19 protein-coding genes and 1 other RNA gene are annotated in these 22224 nt (G+C 49.0%); 7 read left to right on the forward strand and 13 right to left on the reverse strand.

Going from position 1 to position 22224, the window contains the following annotated elements:
- Positions 1-128: 128 nt before the first annotated feature.
- The 7 genes from GWK09_RS11240 to GWK09_RS11270 form a co-directional block, all read right to left on the reverse strand.
- Positions 129-797: a response regulator gene (locus GWK09_RS11240; RefSeq protein WP_163693520.1), complete on the reverse strand. Its 669-nt coding sequence runs from the start codon at positions 795-797 to the stop codon at positions 129-131.
- Positions 798-809: 12 nt separating this feature from the next.
- A complete protein-coding gene (locus GWK09_RS11245) occupies positions 810-2291 on the reverse strand; it encodes a tetratricopeptide repeat-containing sensor histidine kinase (RefSeq protein ID WP_163693521.1) in 1482 nt (493 codons plus the stop codon).
- Between the two features lie 697 nt (positions 2292-2988).
- A complete protein-coding gene (locus GWK09_RS11250; RefSeq protein ID WP_163693522.1) occupies positions 2989-3135 on the reverse strand; it encodes a hypothetical protein in 147 nt (48 codons plus the stop codon).
- Positions 3136-3266: 131 nt separating this feature from the next.
- Positions 3267-4001 (reverse strand): LytR/AlgR family response regulator transcription factor, encoded by a 735-nt coding sequence (locus GWK09_RS11255; RefSeq protein WP_163693523.1) that lies wholly within the window; start codon positions 3999-4001, stop codon positions 3267-3269.
- 153 nt (positions 4002-4154) lie between these two features.
- Positions 4155-5687, reverse strand: a complete 1533-nt coding sequence (locus GWK09_RS11260) for a hypothetical protein (RefSeq protein ID WP_163693524.1) — start codon at positions 5685-5687, stop codon at positions 4155-4157.
- Positions 5688-5697: 10 nt separating this feature from the next.
- Positions 5698-6099 carry an acyl-CoA thioesterase gene (locus GWK09_RS11265; protein ID WP_163693525.1) on the reverse strand — a complete coding sequence of 134 codons (402 nt, stop codon included), beginning with the start codon at positions 6097-6099 and terminating at the stop codon, positions 5698-5700.
- A 1-nt stretch (position 6100) separates the two neighbouring features.
- On the reverse strand, positions 6101-7150 hold the full coding sequence (locus GWK09_RS11270; RefSeq protein WP_163693526.1) for a glutaminyl-peptide cyclotransferase: 1050 nt from the start codon (positions 7148-7150) through the stop codon (positions 6101-6103).
- A 90-nt stretch (positions 7151-7240) separates the two neighbouring features.
- On the opposite strand from GWK09_RS11270, the gene ffs reads away from it, so the two are divergent.
- The 3 genes from ffs (at position 7241) to fsa (ending at position 8949) form a co-directional block, all read left to right on the forward strand.
- Positions 7241-7339: signal recognition particle sRNA small type (gene ffs, locus GWK09_RS11275), an RNA gene on the forward strand.
- Positions 7340-7430: 91 nt separating this feature from the next.
- Positions 7431-8240, forward strand: a complete 810-nt coding sequence (locus tag GWK09_RS11280; RefSeq protein ID WP_163693527.1) for an SDR family oxidoreductase — start codon at positions 7431-7433, stop codon at positions 8238-8240.
- A gap of 55 nt (positions 8241-8295) precedes the next feature.
- Positions 8296-8949 carry a fructose-6-phosphate aldolase gene (gene fsa / locus GWK09_RS11285; protein ID WP_163693528.1) on the forward strand — a complete coding sequence of 218 codons (654 nt, stop codon included), beginning with the start codon at positions 8296-8298 and terminating at the stop codon, positions 8947-8949.
- A 14-nt stretch (positions 8950-8963) separates the two neighbouring features.
- Here the strand turns inward: fsa and GWK09_RS11290 are convergent, their stop codons facing one another.
- Positions 8964-10349 (reverse strand): TlpA family protein disulfide reductase, encoded by a 1386-nt coding sequence (locus GWK09_RS11290; RefSeq protein WP_163693529.1) that lies wholly within the window; start codon positions 10347-10349, stop codon positions 8964-8966.
- Between the two features lie 170 nt (positions 10350-10519).
- Here GWK09_RS11290 and GWK09_RS11295 point away from each other — a divergent pair, with 170 nt between their 5' ends.
- Positions 10520-12148, forward strand: a complete 1629-nt coding sequence (locus GWK09_RS11295; protein WP_163693530.1) for an ABC-F family ATP-binding cassette domain-containing protein — start codon at positions 10520-10522, stop codon at positions 12146-12148.
- Between the two features lie 59 nt (positions 12149-12207).
- Here GWK09_RS11295 and GWK09_RS11300 read toward each other — a convergent pair whose 3' ends face one another.
- The gene (locus GWK09_RS11300) at positions 12208-12927 is read right to left on the reverse strand and encodes a hypothetical protein (RefSeq protein ID WP_163693531.1); all 720 of its coding nucleotides are present in this window, start codon (positions 12925-12927) and stop codon (positions 12208-12210) included.
- A gap of 208 nt (positions 12928-13135) precedes the next feature.
- Here GWK09_RS11300 and GWK09_RS11305 point away from each other — a divergent pair, with 208 nt between their 5' ends.
- Positions 13136-13672, forward strand: a complete 537-nt coding sequence (locus GWK09_RS11305; RefSeq protein WP_163693532.1) for a fasciclin domain-containing protein — start codon at positions 13136-13138, stop codon at positions 13670-13672.
- Between the two features lie 2 nt (positions 13673-13674).
- Here GWK09_RS11305 and pheT read toward each other — a convergent pair whose 3' ends face one another.
- Complete coding sequence (pheT, locus tag GWK09_RS11310; RefSeq protein ID WP_163693533.1) at positions 13675-16098, reverse strand: phenylalanine--tRNA ligase subunit beta; 2424 nt, start codon at positions 16096-16098, stop codon at positions 13675-13677.
- A 129-nt stretch (positions 16099-16227) separates the two neighbouring features.
- On the opposite strand from pheT, the gene GWK09_RS11315 reads away from it, so the two are divergent.
- On the forward strand, positions 16228-17448 hold the full coding sequence (locus tag GWK09_RS11315) for a peroxiredoxin family protein (protein WP_163693534.1): 1221 nt from the start codon (positions 16228-16230) through the stop codon (positions 17446-17448).
- 52 nt (positions 17449-17500) lie between these two features.
- Here the strand turns inward: GWK09_RS11315 and leuB are convergent, their stop codons facing one another.
- Entirely contained in the window at positions 17501-18619 is a 1119-nt protein-coding gene (gene leuB / locus GWK09_RS11320) for a 3-isopropylmalate dehydrogenase (protein WP_163693535.1), read from the reverse strand.
- 2 nt (positions 18620-18621) lie between these two features.
- Entirely contained in the window at positions 18622-19794 is a 1173-nt protein-coding gene (locus tag GWK09_RS11325; protein WP_163693536.1) for a 2-isopropylmalate synthase, read from the reverse strand.
- 146 nt (positions 19795-19940) lie between these two features.
- Here GWK09_RS11325 and GWK09_RS11330 point away from each other — a divergent pair, with 146 nt between their 5' ends.
- Positions 19941-21485: a hypothetical protein gene (locus GWK09_RS11330; protein ID WP_163693537.1), complete on the forward strand. Its 1545-nt coding sequence runs from the start codon at positions 19941-19943 to the stop codon at positions 21483-21485.
- A gap of 8 nt (positions 21486-21493) precedes the next feature.
- Here GWK09_RS11330 and GWK09_RS11335 read toward each other — a convergent pair whose 3' ends face one another.
- Positions 21494-22189, reverse strand: a complete 696-nt coding sequence (locus GWK09_RS11335; RefSeq protein ID WP_163693670.1) for an RluA family pseudouridine synthase — start codon at positions 22187-22189, stop codon at positions 21494-21496.
- Between the last annotated feature and the right edge of the window lie 35 nt (positions 22190-22224).

The following is a 22224-nucleotide window of genomic DNA, read 5'->3' on the forward strand; positions in this document are numbered from 1 at the left end:
TTTTGGTTCCTTATGTAAATTTAACGTTAATAAACGGGAAGTGACTATATAAAAACCATAGAAAAACTAGGGTTTTCCTATAAAGGAGATAAAAAGTTAAACAAAATGGAGATAGGGGTAGGATCTTATCAGATAAATCCCTTGTTGCGCGAAGCAGTGATCAGGGCCTGATCGTTCTGTTTTTCCACCCCAAACAGGGATTTTAGCTGTCGTTTCCTGTTTTCGATCCCGGGGAGGGAGAGGGAGATATACTTGACCATGTCCTTGGTCTTGGTCCCAATGGAGAGATGATAGAGGATCTTCTTGTCATTTTCGTCCAGGGAAATATCCTGGGCCATTTTTTTCCGGATGGCCACTAATGCTTTCTGTGTGTAATACGGAGGTGAGGTTAGGACGGTATTTACCATGGCCTGGAGCGACTTCTGGTCTATTTCGGTCTTTACCATGTAGCCTTCCGGGTCTACTGTCTGCATGATGCTGTTGATACGGTAATTATCGCTGAATGAGGACATAAAGACGATCTTGGACCCCGGGGACACCTTGCGGGCCCGGATACCCAGGTCTTCCCCTGTCTTGGCCGGACCTTCTGTGGGATTGGAGAGCTGGATGTCCAGCAAAAGGATATCATAGGGTATTCCCTTGGCTGCCTCCTCTATCTTTTTAACGGATTCCTCATAAGACTTGGCGGTATCCATCTGCACCTTAAAGCCGTCGAATTCCGTATCCTCCAAAATGAATTTGTACCCCAGGGTGGTCATTTCGTGATCGTCTACCGCTAAGATTCGCACTGTTCTCATAGATCTACTGTTTTATGCTTCCTGCAGGTCTTTAGGTAAAGATATTTCTTTTTTTGCTTCCCGGGAAATGTGATCCAAGGGGATTTCCACCAGAACCGTGGTCCCAATGCCAGGGGCACTCCTGAGGTACCACCTGCCCTTGATCTTTTTGACACGCGATTCGATATTCTTATGGCCTATGCCCTTTTTCCCTTTTCCGGTGTCAAAACCGCGCCCATTGTCCTGAATGGTCAGGGCGATATCCGACCCTTCGATCTCAAAAGAGACATAGATGGAGGTCGCACCGGCGTGTTTCAAGCAGTTTTGCAGGCTTTCCTGCAGGATACGGTAAAGGTTTATTTTGGTAAACCCTTCCAGCTGGTCCCAGTCCAGGTCCTGGTCATAGGAAAAATGGTAATGGAGCCCGGCGGGTTCACAGCTGTTCTTTAAGAGGTCGTCTATGGAGTTCATGAAATTGTTGAACTTCTGGTAGGACGCATCGTTGAGTTCGTGGGAGATAGACCTGATCTCCTCCTGTATCCCCTTGAGTTTTTCTATGGCTTGTTCCCTCAGGGAGATAGCGGCCTCATCCCCTTTTTTGTTGAGCCCCAGCAAGATCATTCGCACCCCGTTCATCTCGCCCAGGATACCGTCGTGCAGTTCTTCGGAGATGCGTTTCTGTTCGGATTGCTTCCCTTCCTCCACTTTCTGTTTCTGGGCCAGCATGAGGTTGAATATCTCTTGGTTGGCCTCCTGTTGCTGTTGCTGGAACCGGAGCCTTTGGTTCTTGATCCTCTGTACGACGATGATGGAGAGGGCGATCGCAAATAACAGCAATCCGGCTGCGATGCCGGCCCATATAAAGCGCTGGCGGGCCAGCTGCTCGTTTCTGGATTGGGTCTCCTCCGTCTCGAAGCGGATGCGCTCGAATTTGTTGCGGATCCGCCTCTCTTCCTGTTGCAGGCTGTCCGAGATGCGTATGTATTCTAAATTGTAGGTGTTCGCATTTTCTGGATCCAGCTCCGCCAGGAGTTTTAGAGATTCCATATAACGAAGGTTGTTGTCGATCTCCCGGGCCAGGTCGCGGGCGTTGCCGGCAAAGATAAAAGCGTCTGCCTTCCGGCCTATCTCCTTGTTCACCAGGGCCAGGTTGTAATAATTGCGAGATTGACCTTCCTGATCACCAATGCTATCCTGGATATACTGAGATCTGTAGAGTTTATCTTCAACTGAATCCAGATTTCCGAGATTGAAATCTGTCATTGCCAGGTTACCCATTATTTTTGCATAAAGACTTGGGTTTAAATTAAGAAGACTGTCACGACGTATCGCTTTTTCATAAATCGGTTTTGCCGAATCGTATTCTCCTTTATCCAAATAAACTAAACCGATATTATTTTCAAGAGAAGCCCTTTCTCTATCGCTAAGATTAGCCCTTTCCAGATGGTCTTCTGCGAGCCTATAATAGTCAAGGGCTTCATCGTATTCCTTTAGTGCTCCGGAAGCGATTCCCATGGCGGTGTAAACTTCATATAACCTTTTGTATTCATCAAGAGGCTTTAATAATTCGATTGCTCTTGTTAAGGTTACTAAAGCTCCGGTGTTATCATGGATTTTGGTTTGAATAATGGCCATATTTCGCAATACTCTAGCGGAATTTTTATCCTCACCTAAATTCTCAAAGATTTTTTGCGCTTTTCTAAAATAATAATATGCACTATCCCTGTTTTCTATCATGGGTGAGTCAAAGTAGGCTCCTTTATCCCAATAGGCCTCCGCTAATTTCGAAGAATCATTTAATTGTGTTGCAATAGAACTCAACTTGTAATATGTCTGAAAAAACAAATCACCTTGATTTAATCTAGAATACATCATGGAGAGTTGAGACAAATACTTCATTTTAAGTGAATCAACAAATAGTGTGTCCAAAGTCCTGTCAATTTTATTGAGTTGTTGCACTCTAAAATCTTCAGTATTAGAAGTGTTTTTGGCTTGAGCTAGCCAATGTTCCAGACTATCTTGAAAAGTAATTATGTACTGGGCATTTCTTTCATTATTAGTTCTATTACAGGAACCAAATAGAATTAACGATAAAAGCAGTAAAAGGGATCCGAATATTAGCTTGGACATATAGAATGATCTGTAATGCATTACAATATAAAAAAAGGAGCCTTATAGTAAGGCTCCTTCAAATATCATTTTGAATTTTAATCTATCCATCTCGTCCGGTAGATCCAGTGCTGTTCCCATCCGTAGCTTGGGTTTCATAGAGTTTCTGGTCTTCGGCTGTGTCGTTGGTACAGGAGAACATAGAGGCGCTTAACAGGGCTATGGCAAAAATACAGGCTGCTTTTTTCATCGTGGTTGTCTTTTTTTAGTGAATTAATTTTCCACTAAACTATTCGAGTCCCACAAGGATCGTATGTCTGAAAGGCCTGTTTTAGTGAACAGGGGGTTTCTGTGAGTATTCCGCCTGTTTTTGTAAGAATTTTACGATTTAAGGGTAGAGATGGCGTTCCGGGACAGCACTTTCTTGAGGCTGTCGATGTTGTCCTTATAGGTTTTGGAGAAGGGGAGTTGTTTTTTGCCGGACTTTAAGGCACAGATGTTCTTGCCGTAGTTGATTCGGGAAACGTAGTCCATATTGAGTATATAGCTCTGGTGGATACGGATAAAGTTCTTTGGCAAGGATTTTTCAAAGGTCTTCAGGGTCTTGAAGGCGCTGATCACGCTGCCGTCCTTCATCACGAAATCCGTGGCGTTATTGTCTGCCTGCAGATAGAGGATCTCATCCGTGTTCAGGTACTGGAAGTCCTTGTAAGATTTCAGGCAGATGGTGTGAGAACTGACCTCCTTGGGATGCTGTTTCTTCAGCCTGAGCAGGGTCTTGCGGATGTCCAGTTCATTGTAGGGCAGCAACCAGTAGTCGTAAAATCCGTTCTTGATGGCGTGGTAGGCGTATTCCTTGCTCTTTGCGACGCCGATGATAAGCGGGAGATCGTTCATGTACTGATGCAGTTCTGAAACCATCAGAAAATAGTCCATGGCCGCATCTTCGAGGTTGATAAAGACCAGGTCGGGGAGGTGCTTCAGGATCCCGTTGATCCCTTCGCGACTGTCGAGCGCCCGATCCACACAGATAAACTCACCATGATCCTCCAGGAAGTGCTGCAGTTGCAGGTTGGAGGTGGCGTTGGCATCGATTATGGTGTATCGGTACTCCATAAACACGAGATTGTGGGAAAATTACTAATCCTTTGTGAATAAGGACTATAGAATTCCCTTAGAATATTTATGGTTTTAGGGCCAATATACTGAAAATCAATATAAAAGAAAGAAAAATCCTACAAATAGGGTCAATTGTTAATATCTTTTCACCTACTGTTGGTAAGCCCCCAAAGCAGGGGACTGGGTGCGATCCCTCCCCAGAAGGTCGAGGGGAACGGACAGGGCAGCGTCCGGATCTCCTACTCCTGCAGCCTGAGATTCCGGACCCAGGGTAAAATCGTTCCTGAAAGGTGCCGTAAAATCCGGGTTGGAATTCAGGAAGATACTGGTATATAGGGAAGTATTTGAGAAGTCGTATAGAGGGTTCCCTTCAAATTCCCCCGAGCTGTCCCTGAAGGTGAGCAGCATATGGGAAAAGAAAAAGGAAAAGGTAGATCCGGGCCTTTGTTCCAGGCTGAGTTCCCTGGAGCCGTTCCCGTCCGTGATACAGTTGATGAAATCCGCCCGGAGCAGGTCGCCCCCAGTACCGTTTACCGGATCATTGACATCATAGGTGCTGATCTTGAGTGCCGTTCCCGTCCGAAATCCGTTGCTCCAGTGATTGGCAATGGTCGTGTGAAGGAAACGGTAGGATCCCCCTCTGTCCAGGAGCAGGCTGTGCACCCCGGCGTTACCGAGAACCACATTTTCCCCGGCCACCGAGGTGTTACGCCCCCAGAGGTTGGCCACCGAGCTGTTGTAGATCTGTACCCCGGAGAGGGCTAGGGCAGGAGAGGGCGAATCTGCATTCCCTTCCACCAGTACACCCACAGTAGCGTTTCTCAGGGTAAGGTGAAAGATCTGATTATCCACACTTCCCGGGGCCAGCCAAAGCGCGCCCCACTGCCCCGGAACGTCTTCAAATTCAGGTTCGAGCCGGTCTCCTTCGAAGATCACTTCGTTCTCCAGCAATTCCGGGACCTCACTCAACATCCCATTGATTCGGATACTTCCGCCGGTTCCGACGAGAATGCCTGAGTCCTCATGAAAATAGACCCTGGCACCGGCTTCCACCGTCAGGACCTTGCCATCCCCCACTGCCGCATACCCGTAAATGACATAGGGCTTTTCATTCGTGAACTGAAGTTCATCGTCCTCGAGGAGAAATCCTGAGATCCGCAATTCACCTCCCTCTTCATCCAGCCCCAACAGAAGGCTTTCCTTACTGCCATCGGCCAGGGTGGAAGGGAAGAGGAACACAGCATCCCGTACCAGGGTCACCAGGGGAACCCGTTGCTCATTTACCCCCTGGTCGAACAGGATGTGATCGATGTAAAGAAATTCATTCTGACCTGTGGGCGCAATGTCATAGGTGGTTTCTATAAAAATATACAGGCTGTCCCCGGAGAGGAGGGGAATATCCCGGAAACTCTTGCCGGCCTGCCCGTCTACATTGAGGCGGTATTGGCTGTTTTCGCCCTCTTCAAGTCGTATGCTGGGGATCTCTATATCAGACCGGGACCGATTGTACACCTTCAGGCTATAGGTACTACTGCCGATATTCGTAAACACTGTATCCAGGTAGACGGTATCCTTTGAGAACTGGAGGTTTCCGGAACTGGGGAGATATTCGAAGTCCTTCCGGCAGGAGGAAAACCAGAGGAGGCAGCAAAGAGACCCTATGGTGATGATGAGAGAACGCATAGGCTGTAATTCAGGGGTGAGTGTCCTCAATGAATACGGACCGGATCTCTTCAGGGATCCGCATAGGCCTGAGTGACTGCCCGTCCAGCAGGCACCATTCGGTCTCGGACCTGACGATAGGCTGACCCGTTTGTAGGTCCTGCATTTCCACGACCCGGGTAGAAATGGCTCCTTCCGATTTCTCTATGAATGTCCTTATTTGCAGCACATCCCCGAGTTTTGCCGCATTTTTATACTGAATCAGGTGTTGCCTGACCACCCAGATCACCTTCTTTCGGATGCTTTCAGGGGCCCTGGATTCCCAGTGAGCCTTGGAGATATCCTGTATCCATTGTACATAGCGCACATTGTTTACATGCTCCAGCTCGTCCAGATCATCCCGCTCCACCTCTTTGGTCATTTCATAGGTCATCCTATTCCTTTTTTTGGAGGGTGATCTCAAAGAGTTTGTCCCAATTCTTGCCGGTGATGAAAAAGGTCTTTCTTTCCGGGTGGTAGGCGATCCCGTTCAGGACGTCCAGTTTGTCGTGCTGTCTGACCTTTTCCCGGAGTCCGCCCAGGTTTACCACCCCTTCAATCGCTCCGCTGCCTGCGTCGATGATCATCATACTCTCCTTCTGCCACACGTTGGCGTAGATCTTCCCCTCTACATACTCCAGTTCGTTGGCCTTGTTGAAGATCGACTTGTCCGTAACGATCTGAATGGCATCTTCCTCCTCCAGCGTATTGGGATCCAGGAGCCATATCCGCTCCGTGCCATCGCTCTTGTACAGTGATCTGCCATCATTGGTAAGACCCCAGCCTTCCTCACTTTTTCCGTACTGGAAGGAATCGATGCGTTCAAGGGATCGGGCGTCATAGATAAACCCCTTTTTTCCTTGCCAGGTGAGCTGGTACAGTTTGTTGTTTAGGAGGGTGATCCCTTCCCCGAAATACCCTTCCTCCAGGTCTACCTGCTGATACACCTCTCCCGTCCTGTAGTCGATCTTGCGGATATAGGATTTCGCCCCGCCCCCGGAACCCGTGCTCTCATAGAGGGTATCTCTGTGGAATTCAAGCCCCTGTGTAAAAGAGGTCATATCGTGGGGAAATTCATTGACGATGGTATAAGTGTACAGTTGCGGGGGTTTTGGTGCCAGGAGTTTGATCTCCTCCGAAAGGGTAATTACCTGCCCTTCTGATTTGAAGGTGGCAACAAGAGGGTGGACCCCTAATTTGTCGACATCCAGTACCCAGCCACCGTTGGCATAGGGGAGCTCTTTCCCCAGGATAGACAATGTCAGAGAATCTACGGGAAGGTCCTTTGTATTGCGGATCAAGGGGCGAATGGTATCCTTTGGCCTGTATTCCTTTTTCCCCTTTTCGAACTTCAGCCCAAAAAAGGATGCAGGGTCTTTTTCGCCTCCACAACTCAGGAAAAATAACAGCAAGACATTAAGGATGAAGAACTTAATGGAATTCATGGATCAAAATGCAATTTAGGAGCAAGTTAGCCCAAACTTTTAAAACTCTGAAACGATTGGCCTGAATTTAAAAGGTTGTATATTTGCATGAGGCAAGTCCTACACGACCAGCTCCTGTAGAATCCCCCAGGGTGGGAACGCAGCAAGGGTATACGGTCGTAGCGGTGCGATGTAGGTAGCTTGCCTTTTTTTGTACCCGAAAGTGAAATTCTCAAGAGCGTTTCGTCCCCATCCATCCTTTTTGGGTCGGCCCTGAAATATTCGTTTCTTTGCATTTGGTATGGAGAAGAAGATTGTACTGGTCACAGGAGGCTCATCAGGGATAGGCAGGTCCGTTGGGAATTATCTCAGCGAGAAGGGATACAAGGTCTATGGCACCACCCGCAGTCTTGAAAAACAACAGGATTTTAAGGATTTCAGGCTACTGGAGCTTGACGTAAGAAAACCGGATACCATTCAAAAAGCCCTTGACCGATTGCTGGATGAGGAAGGCCGATTGGACGTCCTGATCAACAACGCAGGGGTGGGCATCACAGGTCCGCTGGAAGAAACCCCGAACGAAGCCATCCTCAATGCATTCGAAACAAACTTTACGGGGCCTCTGAACTTGATGAAGGCCGTACTGCCCATCATGAGGCGACAGGGATCCGGGAGGGTGATCAACATCACTTCCATCGCCGGGAAAATGGGACTTCCGTACCGGGGGGTGTACTCGGCCAGCAAAGGGGCACTCGACCTGGCTACGGAGGCACTCCGGCTGGAGGTCAGGGATTTCGGGATTCTGATCTCCACCCTGGCACCTGGAGATTTTAAGACCAACATAGCCGCCGGGAGGTTTCACGCCCCCTTGCGACCTGATTCTCCTTACCACGCTCCTTATGAAGCCACCCTGAAAATGATCAACGACCATGTGGACCAGGCCGGGGATCCCGTTCAGGTGGCAGAAAAAGTGTTCGCCATCCTCCGTGATCCTTCTCCCAAGGTACACTATAAGGTAGGGAGTTTTATGCAGCGCTTATCGGTCGTCCTCAAAAGACTGCTCCCCGGCAAACTCTATGAGAGGCTGTTGCGAAACCATTATAAATTGTAGCTTTGCACTGCTGTGAGGCAGCGTATTTTTAAAATCACTATCAAAACGAAAACCCATGAAATTTTTTATCGATACCGCGAATTTAGACCAGATCAGGGAAGCCCAGGAGTTGGGCGTGCTCGATGGGGTTACCACCAACCCTTCCCTTATGGCCAAGGAAGGCATTACGGGAAGGAACAACATCCTCAAGCATTATGTGGACATCTGTAATATCGTAGACGGTGACGTCTCTGCGGAGGTGATCGCCACGGATTTCAAGGGAATCGTAAGAGAAGGGGAGGAACTGGCAGACCTGCACGAGCAGATCGTTGTGAAGGTACCCATGATCAGGGACGGGGTAAAGGCCCTGAAATACTTTTCAGATAAAGGGATCCGCACGAATTGCACCCTTGTATTTTCCGCTGGGCAGGCCTTGCTGGCTGCCAAGGCAGGGGCTACTTATGTATCCCCTTTTCTGGGCAGGCTGGATGACATTTCCACAGACGGGCTTAACCTGATCTCTGAGATCCGGCTCATTTACGACAATTACGAGTTCGAGACCCAGATCCTTGCGGCATCCATACGCCATACCATGCACGTGATCGATTGCGCCAAATTGGGCGCCGATGTCATGACCGGACCTCTTTCATCCATCGAAGGACTGTTAAAGCATCCTCTGACGGATATAGGGTTGGAAAAATTCCTGGCAGACTACAAGAAAGGCAATTGATTTGATCTCACCGATCAGAAGGATCGGTATAGGTGAGAGAAGGCATCGATGATCTTCCCGTTCTTGGAGAGGATGGCTTTATTGGGATCATAGACGATCAGGGTCTGAACGGTCTGGTCGTAATCCTCGGTCCAGTATTGTTCGGCCTCATCCAACCCGTTCATTCTGACCATGCTTTTCCACTTGGCCATATCGGTCCTCATGTTCAGGCCCACAAAGCGATAATCCGGATATTTCTGCTTGAGCTCCTCTATGCGTTTGTTGATATTCCTGAAATGTCCGGGCTCGGTACCTGACCAGAAATAGAAAACCACGGAGTCTCCTTTTTCGATATCGGATATCCTGATCTTTTCTCCTTCATAAGACATGACCGTAAAATCCGGCAGGTCCTTGGTGGGTTGCATGTTGATAATACCCTGATACAAGGTGTAGATCTCCGTGTTGTGAGAATTGTTCTCCGAATATTTCTTGAAGGAATTAATGAAAACCGTGGTGTTCTCCTCGGTGTCGTGCTTTAAGAGGTAATCGATAGCCACGTTGCGGAAAAGGTTATCCCTGAGTTCCTTCTGGGACACCAGACTATCTATCAGCCTTAATTTGTGTTGATTGAAATGCAACTGCCTGTTAGCATTCTCAAGGTCGTCCTCACAGTGTTTTTTACAGTCGTTATACGCCAGGTTGCTGATATGGTATTTCATAAAGTTGAAATACGGCCTCAGGTAAGTGAGCTTTTGATCGTTGTAGTTGATTTCCTTCCTGTAATCGTAAAAGGAGGCCGGCAGGTCTTCGTGGATCTTGACTTCCCCACTTCTCCTCCTGTGAAAAAAGGGATAGGCTTCCATGGAAATATGAGAGCCGTAGTCTATGAAGGACCTGGCCAGTTCCGAAGCATTGGCGGAGATCTCGTATTCCATCTCAATCTGATTGAGCAGGGCAAGTTTCGTCGCCTTCAGGGAATCTATTTTCTTGTGGAATTCTGTAGGTTCGAGGTAATAATACGAACTGATGAGCTCCTCCTCGTCTTCCCGGGTAAGGAATAATTCTAGAATAAAATTATTGATCTCTTCCCCTTTTCCTGAAAAAACAAGGGATTCATCAAAGTCAGTAGTGTTTAATCTGATCTGCAGGCTGTCGCCGCTTTCGAGATACACGTATTGGGATTCTGGCCTGTGGACAAAGTGGTGGAGGCCTTCCGCCACTGAGTCGAGCCGGAAGACAAAACGATTATTCTCATCCAGGACGGCCGTATCCAATGCTTGTTCCCCTTTAAAGAGGACTACCTGCTCACTGGTGGGATTTACAATTTCTCCTGCGAAGATGACCCGCTTGGAGTCGCTTTCATCTTGATGGCAGCTCCCAAAGAATAATCCCAGGATAGAAAGGAGTAAAAGTCTATTCATAAAAGGTTCAATCACCGCTAACAAAGCTACATAATGCAGGACGTGCGCCTTGTTAATAGGGCGTTAAAAATGCAGGGTTTAACACCCTCTTTAGAGGATGCCCGCCTCTAAGGCCCTCTTGTACTTCGGGAGGATTTGACTACTTTTGCAAAAATTTTTAAAGCAACGCTATGCTATCTGTCTCAAATTTGTCTGTACAATTCGGAAAGCGCGTTCTGTTCGATGAGGTCAACATCAGTTTCACTCAAGGGAACTGTTATGGGGTGATCGGGGCGAATGGAGCCGGGAAATCCACATTTCTAAAAATCCTTTCCGGGGTGTCCGATCCAACCTCCGGGCGGGTGAGCCTGGAACACGGCAAACGCATGTCCGTCCTGGAGCAGGACCACAACGCAAATGACGATAGCACGGTATTGGAGACCGTGGTCATGGGAAACAAACCCCTTTTTGAGATCAAGAAGGAGATCGATGCGCTCTATGCGGATTACTCCGATGAAAACGCTGAAAGGATAGGGGAGTTACAGGTGACCTTTGAGGAGATGAACGGTTGGAATGCCGACAGCGATGCCGCGGCCCTGCTGTCCAGTTTAGGGATAAAGGAAGAGTTCCATTTCACCCAGATGTCCGAAATGGACGCCAAATTAAAGGTAAGGGTCCTCCTGGCTCAAGCCCTGTTCGGTAACCCCGATGTACTGGTCATGGACGAGCCTACCAACGACCTGGATTACGAAACCATAGAGTGGCTTGAAAATTTCCTGGCCAATTACGAGAACACGGTAATTGTCGTATCACACGACCGTCACTTCCTGGATGCCGTATGTACCCATATCGTCGATATTGATTTTGGGAAACTGAACCTCTACTCGGGGAACTACACTTTCTGGTACGAGAGCAGTCAGCTCGCCGCCAGGCAACGGGCACAACAGAACAGGAAAGCCGAGGAGAAGGCCAAGGAATTGCAGGAGTTCATCATGCGTTTCAGCGCCAATGTCGCTAAGAGCAAACAGGCCACTTCGAGGAAGAAAATGCTGGATAAGCTCAAAATAGAGGACATTAAGCCCTCCTCCAGAAGGTATCCGGCCATCATATTCGATCGTGAACGGGAAGCGGGTGACCAGATCCTCCACATTGAAGGGATGTCTGCGCTGAGCGAGGATGGCGGCATTCTTTTTGACAACCTCAACCTCAACCTCGCCAAGGGCGACAAAATAGCGGTCCTGTCAAGGGATTCCCGAGCCACCACTGCTTTCTACGAGATCATCAACGGGAATCGCAAGCCGGATTCCGGGAAATACCAGTGGGGAGTGACCACCACCCAGTCCTACCTTCCGGCAGACAACAGTTCCTTCTTTACTGAGAATATCAACCTGGTGGACTGGCTGCGGCAATGGTCAAAAACCGAGGAAGAGAAGGAAGAGGTCTACCTGAGAGGATTTTTGGGGAAAATGCTGTTCAGTGGGGAAGAAGCCCTCAAAAAATGTACGGTCCTTTCAGGAGGGGAGAAGGTAAGGTGTATGCTCAGCCGGATGATGATGCTCAGGGCCAATGTACTTATGCTGGATGAACCTACGAACCATCTCGATCTTGAAAGCATAACAGCTTTCAACAATTCACTAAAAAATTTCAAGGGTACGGTATTGTTCACCACGCATGACCATCAATTTGCCCAGACCGTGGCGAACAGGATCGTGGAACTTACTCCAAGGCAGACCATCGATCGCTACCTGAGCTTTGACGACTATATGTCGGATAAGAGCATCCGGGAACTCCGGGAAAAAATGTACGCGGTACCGGCCTGACAGGAAATAAAAAAAGCATTCGATTAGAATGCTTTTTTTTTTTTGACTCTTTATATAAATCAGGCATTGAAGTACTTGCTGTTCCAGATGGCCGGGTTAAAGTTTTTCCCAAGGGCAAAGCCGTAGAAAATAACCACGGAGGCTATAGACTTGAACATAAAGAAATAGATGATCCAGAACTCGGCCTGAGAACTGCTCTTGGAAAAAAGGCCTTCGGGGACCATGAGCGTGCACAGATAAGAGATCAGCAAGACCACGGCAGTGAGGTTTACAATACTCTTAAAAGGCCAGGCCAGTGCCTTCCTCAGAGGGTGCAGGTCATTTCCCCAGCGGTGGATCAGATAGAAATACCCGTTCCCGATGGGGGCGAACAACAAAGGATCATCCTTGTCTTCCAGCCTGAATAATTTGGAAGGGGCGATGATCTTGAATCCCTCGATAGTGATCCCGTGGTCCTTCTCCAGGGACTTGATCTTAGAGATCCCTTCCATGGGGATCTCCCCCTTGAAATATTTTGAATCCAGGAATCGCAGACGGTAGTCTATGCAGATCTTCTTGATCTGGTCCAGATGGTAGATCCTGTCGGTTTCAAGCAGGTCGAAATCAAAGGCGTTATCCACTGCATTTCCCTTGCCTCCCAGGCGTGCCTGAATCTGCTCCTCCCGGGCATTATCCTCCTTCAGGAGTTGGTAAACCGAGTCTATGATGTGTTCCTGGGCACCGCTTTTACGCGATTCGAGGGCGAGTTTGTCCTCGATATTGGTTCTTTTCAATAACATTCTTTTTCTTTTAGCAATTTGAGCAAAAATACATATTAAGTGCAATCAAAGCAACACCGCTCCAGGACACATAAATTGTTAAATATATGTTAAATTTGTTGAGGGACTCCTGCCCCGTCACCCATTCTCCTTCCAAACATTGTATATTGTCGGGCTTTTGATACCGTTCATCGAAAAGTATATCCTACCATAGGATCCCCAAATGAAAATGAACAGAATTCTTATTCGGATTTCCTTTATCCTGCTATGCGGTACCGTATGGTCACAGGCCGTGAAGCCTTATTCCGAATTCAAGAAGACGATCTTTACCTCCGCGGTGGAATCTGGAGATTATACTACACTTACCACTGCCCTGAAGGCCACGGAACTCGACCTGTTGTTGGATTCGGACGGACCCTTCACCATTTTCGCCCCTTCAGACCGGGCGTTTCACAAATGGTCCTCTGAGGAAATTTCCAGCTTGATGAGGCCTGAGAACAAGCACAAACTGCGAGAAATGCTCACTTATTTTATGGTGGCTGGTTCCCTTTCTGCATCCAAGATCCTGAATGCTTTGGTAAAGGGGAATGGCAAGGCTTCTTTTACCACCGTCCAGGGTAAAAAGATCAGGGCGACCATAGAAGGTGTGGATATCATCCTCACGGATGGAATGGGAAACAAGGCACGGATCACGACGGCAGATACAGATCAGTGCAATGGTATTATACATACCATTGACAGCGTCATCTTACCCAAACCCCTTTAGGATTACCTCAATACTGCTCCCAGTTCTTTTTCAAAGGCCGACTTGATCTTGTTCATGATCTTGTCTATTTGCTTGTCTGTAAGCGTCTTGCTCTCATCCTGCAGGGTAAAGCTCACGGCGTAGGACTTTTTTCCTTCCGGAAGTTTGTCACCGGTGTACACGTCGAAGAGTGAAAGGTCTTTCAATAACTTGTTCTCGGCTTTGTACGCCAGTTCTTCCAGTCTGTTAAAGGGGACATCCTGGTCTAGCAGGAGCGCAAAATCCCTCCTTACCGAAGGGAACTTCGGGATGGACCTGAAGATGATCTCATTTCGAGCCACCAGGGAGCAAAGGACATCCCAGTTAAAATCGGCATACAGCAACTCCTGCTTGATATCGAACCGCTTTTGTATGGCACTGCTCACGACCCCCAGGCTAACCAGGTCATGCTGATCTTTAGCAAAGGTCAGCCCTTCGCTGAAAACGCTTCCCCCACAGGTTCGGGTTTGGTATTGCGTTATTCCCATTTTCGTGAGAATCTGCTCAACCACCGCCCTGAGATAAAAGAAGTCGGATTGCCTGGAGGGCAGGGTCCAGCTTTCCTGGGTCCGGTTACCGGTGACCAGCAGGGACAGACGTTGTTTCTCCTCGTGGCCGGTTCCTGAAGGATGGTAGGTCTTCCCGAATTCGAAGAGTTTCAGGTCGTTCCGTTTCCGGTTGATATTGTACGCTGCCGCCTCCAGGGATGAGAAGAGCATGGAAGATCTGAGGGCGGAGAGTTCTGAACTGAGGGGATTGATCACCCTGACTTCACTGCCCTTTTCCTCAGCCAATAATTTTTTGTATTCCGGATTCGTCAGGCTGTTGGAAAGGATCTCGAAAAACCCTCTGGCAGCCAGCATTCCGCCCACCTTGTTCTGGAGTATGTGGTCTTCGAACCTGGAAGTGGTCGCTATGGACGCGTGTAACTTGGGATCGAAATCGACATTGTTGTACCCGTAGACTCTGAGTATCTCTTCAATGACATCCACCTCCCGTGTGACATCGATTCGATAGAAGGGGATGGTAAGCCCGAGTCCCGTTTCCGTGACGCTTTTCACCTTGATTTCCAGGGAGGTGAGGATGGATTTGATCACATCCCGTGGGATCTCTTGCCCGATTAGCTTGTTGATCTTCTCGAAAGTCAGGAAGACCTGGTTATCCTCTTTCTTTTTGGGATAAAGGTCTACGAGGTCGGACGAGATGTCTCCTCCCGTGAGCTCACAAATGAGCAAGGCCGCCCTCTGCAGGGCGTATTCCACGTTGTTGATATCGACCCCTCTTTCAAACCTGAAGGAGGCATCGGTGCTCAGTCCGTGTCTTTTGGCAGTCTTGCGGATAGTTACAGGGTCAAAGAAAGCACTCTCAAGGAAAATGGCCTTGGTATTTTCAGTGACTCCGGTATTGATACCGCCGAACACACCGGCAATACACATCGGTTTTTCGCCATCGCAAATCATCAGGTCATCTTCGTGGAGGATCCTCTCCTCCCCGTCGAGGGTCATAAATGGCGTCCCGCCCTCAACCGTCCGGACGATGATCTGTTTTCCGAAGATCCTGTCAGCATCAAAGGCGTGCAGGGGCTGGCCTAATTCATGCAGCACATAATTGGTGGCATCGACTACATTGTTGATCGGTTTCAGGCCAATGGCCTTCAGCCTGTTTTTAAGCCAGTTGGGAGAGGGCTGTACGATGAGGTTGCTGATGGTCACCCCGCAATATCTGGGGGCGAGGTTGTGATCCTCTACGGAAACGGCGATCTTTCTGGATCTGTTGGCCACGATGAAATTACTGATGGAAGGTGTCAGCAGTTCCTTTTGAATACCTTTTTGCCGCAGCCCGGCCTTCAGGTCCCTGGCTACACCGAAATGGCTCATGGCATCTGCCCTGTTGGGGGTCAGGCCGATCTCGAACACCTGGTCGTTTTCGATCTCATAGAGTTCGGAAAGAGGTGTCCCGGGTTTGAGCGCATTTTCGAGAACCATGATACCCGCATGGTCTTCACCCAGCCCCAGTTCGTCCTCGGCGCAGATCATTCCTTCGCTGACCTCCCCACGTATCTTACCTTTCTTGATTTTAAGGGTTTCCCCGTTATTCATGAACAGGGTGGTCCCCACCGTGGCCACGGGTACTTTCTGGCCTTTGGCGACATTGGGAGCGCCACAGACGATCTGTACGACCTTTTTCGAACCGACGTCAACGGTCGTGAGTTTGAGCTTATCGGCATTGGGATGCTTTTCACAGGTGAGGACATGCCCCACGACCACCCCTTTCAATCCACCCCGGACGGATTCAAAGGGGGAAATACCTTCCACCTCCAGTCCGAGATCCGTCAGAAGTTCCGCCACCCGGGTGGGCTCCCAGTCGATCGGCAGGAACTGTTTTAGCCAGTTGTAAGAAATTTGCATGGACGCTCCTTAAGCGATCAAAGATAAAACAATGGTCTATTACATTCAAAGGTCCTGACCGCTTTCATCTTTAATTTTGCAAACATTGTTTATTCCTGAATTGCGATATTTGCAGCTCAAATCGATCCCATGAAGAAATTTGTTTATTTGTTGGCAGTGATATCCCTCCTCTTTTCCTGTGGGGAAGAAAAACAACCCAATCTCTTATCCGGGACCTGGAGGGGTGTGATGGTCGTACAGGACGGGAATGAGCTGCCCTTTACATTTAACTTGAAAAAGGGCCAGGCCGGATACCTGATGGAAGTATACAATGCAGCCGAAGTCCTAGCCATCGATGAGATCAGCACGAACAAGGATTCCATCATCATCAGAATGCCTGTTTTTGACGGGTATATAGCAGGTACATTCACAGAGGATTCCATGCAGGGCGAATTCATCAAAGAGGACCTCGAAAGGCGGGTACCCTTCAGAGCTTCTCATGGCGATCCTGACCGCTTCAAAGGGGACAGTTCGGCCGAAGTGCAGGTAGCCGGTATTTGGGAGACCTATTTCAGCAAGGGTACAAAGGACGAATATCAGGCCAAGGGGATTTTTGAGCAGGAAGGGAACAAGGTCACCGGTACTTTCAGGACCACAACCGGCGACTACCGCTATCTGGAAGGCATTGTTCAGGGGGATTCCCTTAAACTGTCGACCTTTGACGGAGCCCATGTATTCCTGTTTCTGGCCAGGATAACGGACAGTACCATGACAGGGACTTTCTTTTCAGGAAATCACTTTCAGGAACCCTTTGTAGGAAAAAGAAATGAAGCTTATGAATTACCGGATGAGACCTCCCTGACCTATCTCAAAGAGGGGTATGAGGGAGTCGACTTTTCCTTTCCCGATGAAAATGGTAAATTGATTTCTCCTGAGGATCCCGAATACCGGGATAAGGTGGTCATCCTGCAGATCATGGGGACCTGGTGCCCGAACTGCATGGACGAGACCAGGTTCCTGGTGGATTACCTGAAGGATCACGGAGAGGAAGACCTGAAGGTGATCTCTCTGGCTTTCGAATACGCCAGGACAGAAGAAGCCGCTTTCAAGGGAATCCGGAGGCTCAAGGACCGCCTTGGTGTTCCTTATCCCATCGTCCTCGCGCAGTATGGGAGTTCCGACAAGAAATCGGCTAACGAAAAACTGCCCATGCTGAACCACGTCCTGTCGTACCCCACGACTGTATTTATCGACAGGGATGGAAAGGTCAGAAAGATACACACCGGATTTAACGGGCCAGCCACAGGGGAGAAATACACGGCTTTCAAGGAGGAGTTCCACGGCTTTGTGCAGGAATTGCTGGCCGAATAAATAAAGGCCTTCCGTTTTGCGAAAGGCCTTTGGTGGTGGTAAAACAAAATAATCAAATGATGGTTGATTTTCCCAACCAGATATTCTCTTTATTCAGGATCAGGTACTCGTCGGAATCCCGGATATTCCCGGAGATGAAATCGCCTATATGACTGGTCCCGTATTTACTTGAAGTACTGAGATCTGGGGAGACCACTCCCTTTTTGATAGATTTCAACACGGCGATCACCACTGCCCTCGATTCTTCATCGAGTTTGAAATGATCCAGCAACATGGCTGCAGAGAGGATAGAGGCTATGGGATTGGCGATATCCTTTCCGGCGGCCTGAGGATAAGAGCCGTGGACGGGTTCGAACAGGGCGTGGTGCTCCCCCGTGGAGGCCGAGGGCAGGAGTCCAATAGATCCGCCAACGGCACTTCCCTCGTCAGACAGGATGTCTCCGAACATATTTTCGGTCAGGATCACATCGAACTGGCTGGGCTTGAGCAGAAGCTGCATGGCCGCATTGTCTATAAACATGCAATCCAGAGTCACCTCAGGGTAGCTCTCCCCGATCTTGGTGACGACACGTCGCCACAACCGGCTCGATTCCAGGACATTGGCCTTGTCTACCAGGGTCACTTTTTTCCTCCTGCCCTTGGCGGCCTTAAAGGCGAGGTGGGCGATTCGGCTGATCTCTGCCTCCGTGTAGGTACAGCTGTCCGTAGCCGTCGTTCCGTCCTCGCTGAGGGATTTCTCTCCAAAATAGATACCCCCGGTAAGTTCCCGGTAGATCACAAAGTCCGTGCCTTGAATCACTTTTTTCTTCAAGGGCGATTTTTCCATAAGGGTAGGGAAGACCTTGATAGGGCGTATGTTGCAAAACAGGCCCAGTTCTTTCCTAAGCCTTAACAACCCCTGTTCAGGACGGACCTTTGCGCTGGGATCGTTGTCATACCTCGGATCTCCTATGGCTCCAAAGAGTACGGCATCCGATTTTTTGCAAAGTTCCAGTGTTTGCTCCGGGAGGGGATCCCCATAGGCATCCATTGCCGCCGCTCCTACGAGGGCTTCTTTAAAATGGAATTCGTGACCAAAGGTCTCTTCCACGGCCTGGAGGCATTTAACGGCCTGTGCTGTGACCTCCGGGCCAATGCCATCACCTTTGAGCAGGGCGATCTGGAGTTTCATGATCAGGCGAGACTTTCAATATTGACATCCGCGGATTCCACGATCTCATGGATATCCTCATCGAGGATTTCTTTCTTTCGATCAGCGAAAAGGAGGAACTGCTCATAGACCGCATCCAATTGAACCTTGGTGAGTTCGTAGCCGATCTTTTTTGCTCTGTAGGCGAGCGCTGCCCTGCCGCTCCTGGCGGTGAGCACGATGGAGGAATGATCTACTCCCACGTCGTTGGGATCTATGATCTCATAGGTTTCCCTCTTCTTGATCACACCGTCCTGGTGGATCCCTGAACTGTGGGCAAAGGCATTGGATCCTACGATCGCTTTGTTGGGCTGTACCGGCATTCCCATTTTTTCAGAGACCATCTGACTGGTGCTGAACAGCAGTTTGCTGTTGATACCAGTATCCAGGTTGAGGTAGGGGTGTTGCCTGAGGATCATGACAACCTCTTCCAGGGAAGTGTTTCCGGCCCGTTCTCCGATACCGTTGATAGTGCATTCTATTTGTCTGGCTCCATGGATGACTCCTGCGATGGAATTGGCCGTGGCCAGACCAAGGTCATTGTGGCAATGGCAGGAAAGGATGGCCTTATCTATGCCTTTCACATTCTCCCTCAAATATTTCATCTTGGCGCCGTATTCTTCCGGCAGGCAATAGCCGGTTGTGTCCGGTATATTCAGAACGGTGGCACCAGCCTTGATCACTTCTTCACAGATACGGGCGAGGTACTCATTGTCTGTCCTCCCGGCATCCTCAGCGTAGAATTCAACATCCTCCACAAAGGATTTCGCGTATTTGACGGCCTCTACGGCCCTTTCCATGATCTTTTCCCTGGTGGAATTAAACTTGTACTGGATATGTGAATCCGAAGTGCCTATCCCCGTATGGATACGCGGTTTTTTGGCCTTTTTCAGAGCCTCGGCGGCCACTTCTATATCCTTTTTCACAGAGCGGGTCAGACCGCAGACCGTGGCATTTTTTACCACTTTCGCGATTTCCTTCACCGAATTGAAGTCGCCCGGACTCGAAATGGGAAACCCGGCCTCTATGATATCCACTCCGAGGGTATCCAGCCGCTCGGCGATGACGAGTTTCTGTTTGGTATCCAGTTTGCACCCCGGAACCTGCTCCCCGTCACGAAGGGTAGTATCAAAAATGTATACTTTATCTTTGCTCATTAGAATTACTTAATTTTACTCACCATAACGAATGTATCACAACCTCGCAAAACCAAATAAGTGGTTCTGAGGCATTTACAACGTTAATACACTTTTTAATATTAATAAAACGCTGTAAATCAGCGGTATAAGCATATCATTTTACGATGACAAATGTCAATAAGGATGCCTTGTTTGTCCTGGTCAAGTCCCTTTCGAAGTCCGAAAAGAGGCAGTTTAAGCTCTATGTGGGCAGGCTGGGGGTGAATACGGATGCCAAATTTCTGGCCCTTTTCAACCTGATGGACAAGATGAAAGCGTATGATGAAAAGACCATCCTCTCCAGCGGCATTGTGAAAAAGGCCCAGTTGAGCAACCTGAAGGCCCATCTCTACAAGCAGATCCTGGTCAGCCTTCGACTCAATCCCGTGAACCAGAATATCAGGGTGCAATTGAGGGAACAGCTCGATTTTGCCACCATCCTCTATCAAAAAGGTCTGTACAAGCAAAGTCTCAAGATCCTCGATAAGGTTAAGTGGACGGCCATAGAGAATGAGGAAAAGAACATTGCCTATGAGATCGTGGAGCTCGAAAAGATCATAGAGACCCAGTACATCACCCGCAGTATCCCAGACAGGGCCGACGAACTGGCTGTACAGGCCAAGACCCTGTCCGAGCAGAATGTGATGACCAGCAAGTTATCCAACCTCTCCCTGCAATTGTACAGTATGATGCTCAAGGTAGGATATGTGCGGAACGAAGAGGACCTGGCCCGCGTGAAGACGTATTTCGATTCCCACCTCCCGACCTATGACATCAATACCCTGGGATTCCGGGAAAAGCTTTGGTTGTACAAGGCTCATTTGTGGTATAGTTTCCTGACCCAGGATTTTCTCTCCTGCTACAAATACGCCAGTAAATGGGTAGATCTGTTCTACGAGTATGAGGAGATGATAGGGCTGAACCCGGTCTTTTTCCTGAAGGGGAATCATTACCTGCTGGAATCCCTTTTTTACGTCAAATACGCCTCACAATTCGAAAGCGTTCTGGAGAACATGGAAAAAACGGTCGCTAAAAAAGACTTCCCATCCAATGATAACATCGCATCCCTGAGTTTCCTCTACATCAATGCGAATAAGCTAAACCTGCATTTTTTGAAAGGCACTTTCGACAAGGGATTGTACCTCGTCCGCATCATAGAGTACGGTATCAACAAACACAGGGACCGCATAGATGAGCACCACATCATGGTATTTTACTACAAGATCGCCTGTCTGTACTTCGGGGTGGGGGATAATAAGAACTGCATCGTCTACCTGAAAAAGATCATCAATAACAAGAACCTCAAGATGAGGGAAGACCTCATGTGCTTCGCCAGGGTCCTCAGCCTGGTGGCCCATTACGAGGCCGGGATGGACTACCACCTGGAGGTGCAGTTGAAGAGCACCTACAAGTTCCTGCTCAAAATGAACGATCTCCACGAGGTGCAAAAAGAGATGATCAAATTCCTGAGAAACCTCGGGAACATTTACCCCAATGACCTCAGGGCGGAATTCCAGAATTTGTACGACCGGCTCAAACCCCTGGAAGACCATCCCTACGAAAAAAGGGCCTTTTTATATCTGGATATCCTTTCCTGGCTGGAAAGTCACCTGGAGAACAAACCCGTGGCCCAGGTGATCCGTGAGAAGGCCTTGTCTGTCCTCAGATAGCCCCGGATCTACAGGCAGGCATTCCAAAGGGGGTCGTCCGGAGGGGCAGCCGTCAATTCCAGCCATTCCTTTTTTACCGGATGTTCGAATCCCAGGCTCCTGGCGTGCAGGTGGATTCCCCCGTCCGGATTGCTGCGATCAAAGCCGTATTTCAGGTCTCCTTTGATGGGGCAATCCATGGCCGAAAGCTGGGCCCGAATCTGGTGGTGTCTGCCGGTCATCAGTTCGATCTCCAGCAAGGTATAGCGATCCAGTCGCCTTAAGACCCTGTACCGCAGTTCGGCCTTTTTGCTGCCGGCCACCTCGGAGGGGTACGCATAGGATTTGTTCTGTTTGGGATTGCGTTTAAGCCAGTGGACCAGGACCTCCTCCTCTTTTATAGGTGTATTCTTCACAAAGGCCCAATAGATCTTCCGGGTTTCTTTTGAAGCGAACAACTTGTTCATCCGCGTCAGGGCCTTGGAGGTACGCGCGAATACCACCACCCCGGTGGTGGGCCTGTCGAGTCGGTGTGTCACCCCCAGGAAGACCTCCCCGGGTTTGTCGTATTTCTCCTTGATGTAGGCTTTGACGTGTTCACTTAAGGGCGTATCGCCTGTCTTGTCTCCCTGCACGATATCGCCCACCCTTTTATTGACGGCAATCAGGTGATTGTCTTCATAAAGGATCCGGAGATTGGCGGGATTGGATGTGATCTTGGTCAGGGACAAAGGTTTGCGAATTGCATTTTAAGGTTGAG

It is taken from the genome of Muriicola jejuensis, assembly GCF_010671595.1.
Lineage (GTDB): Bacteria > Bacteroidota > Bacteroidia > Flavobacteriales > Flavobacteriaceae > Muriicola > Muriicola jejuensis.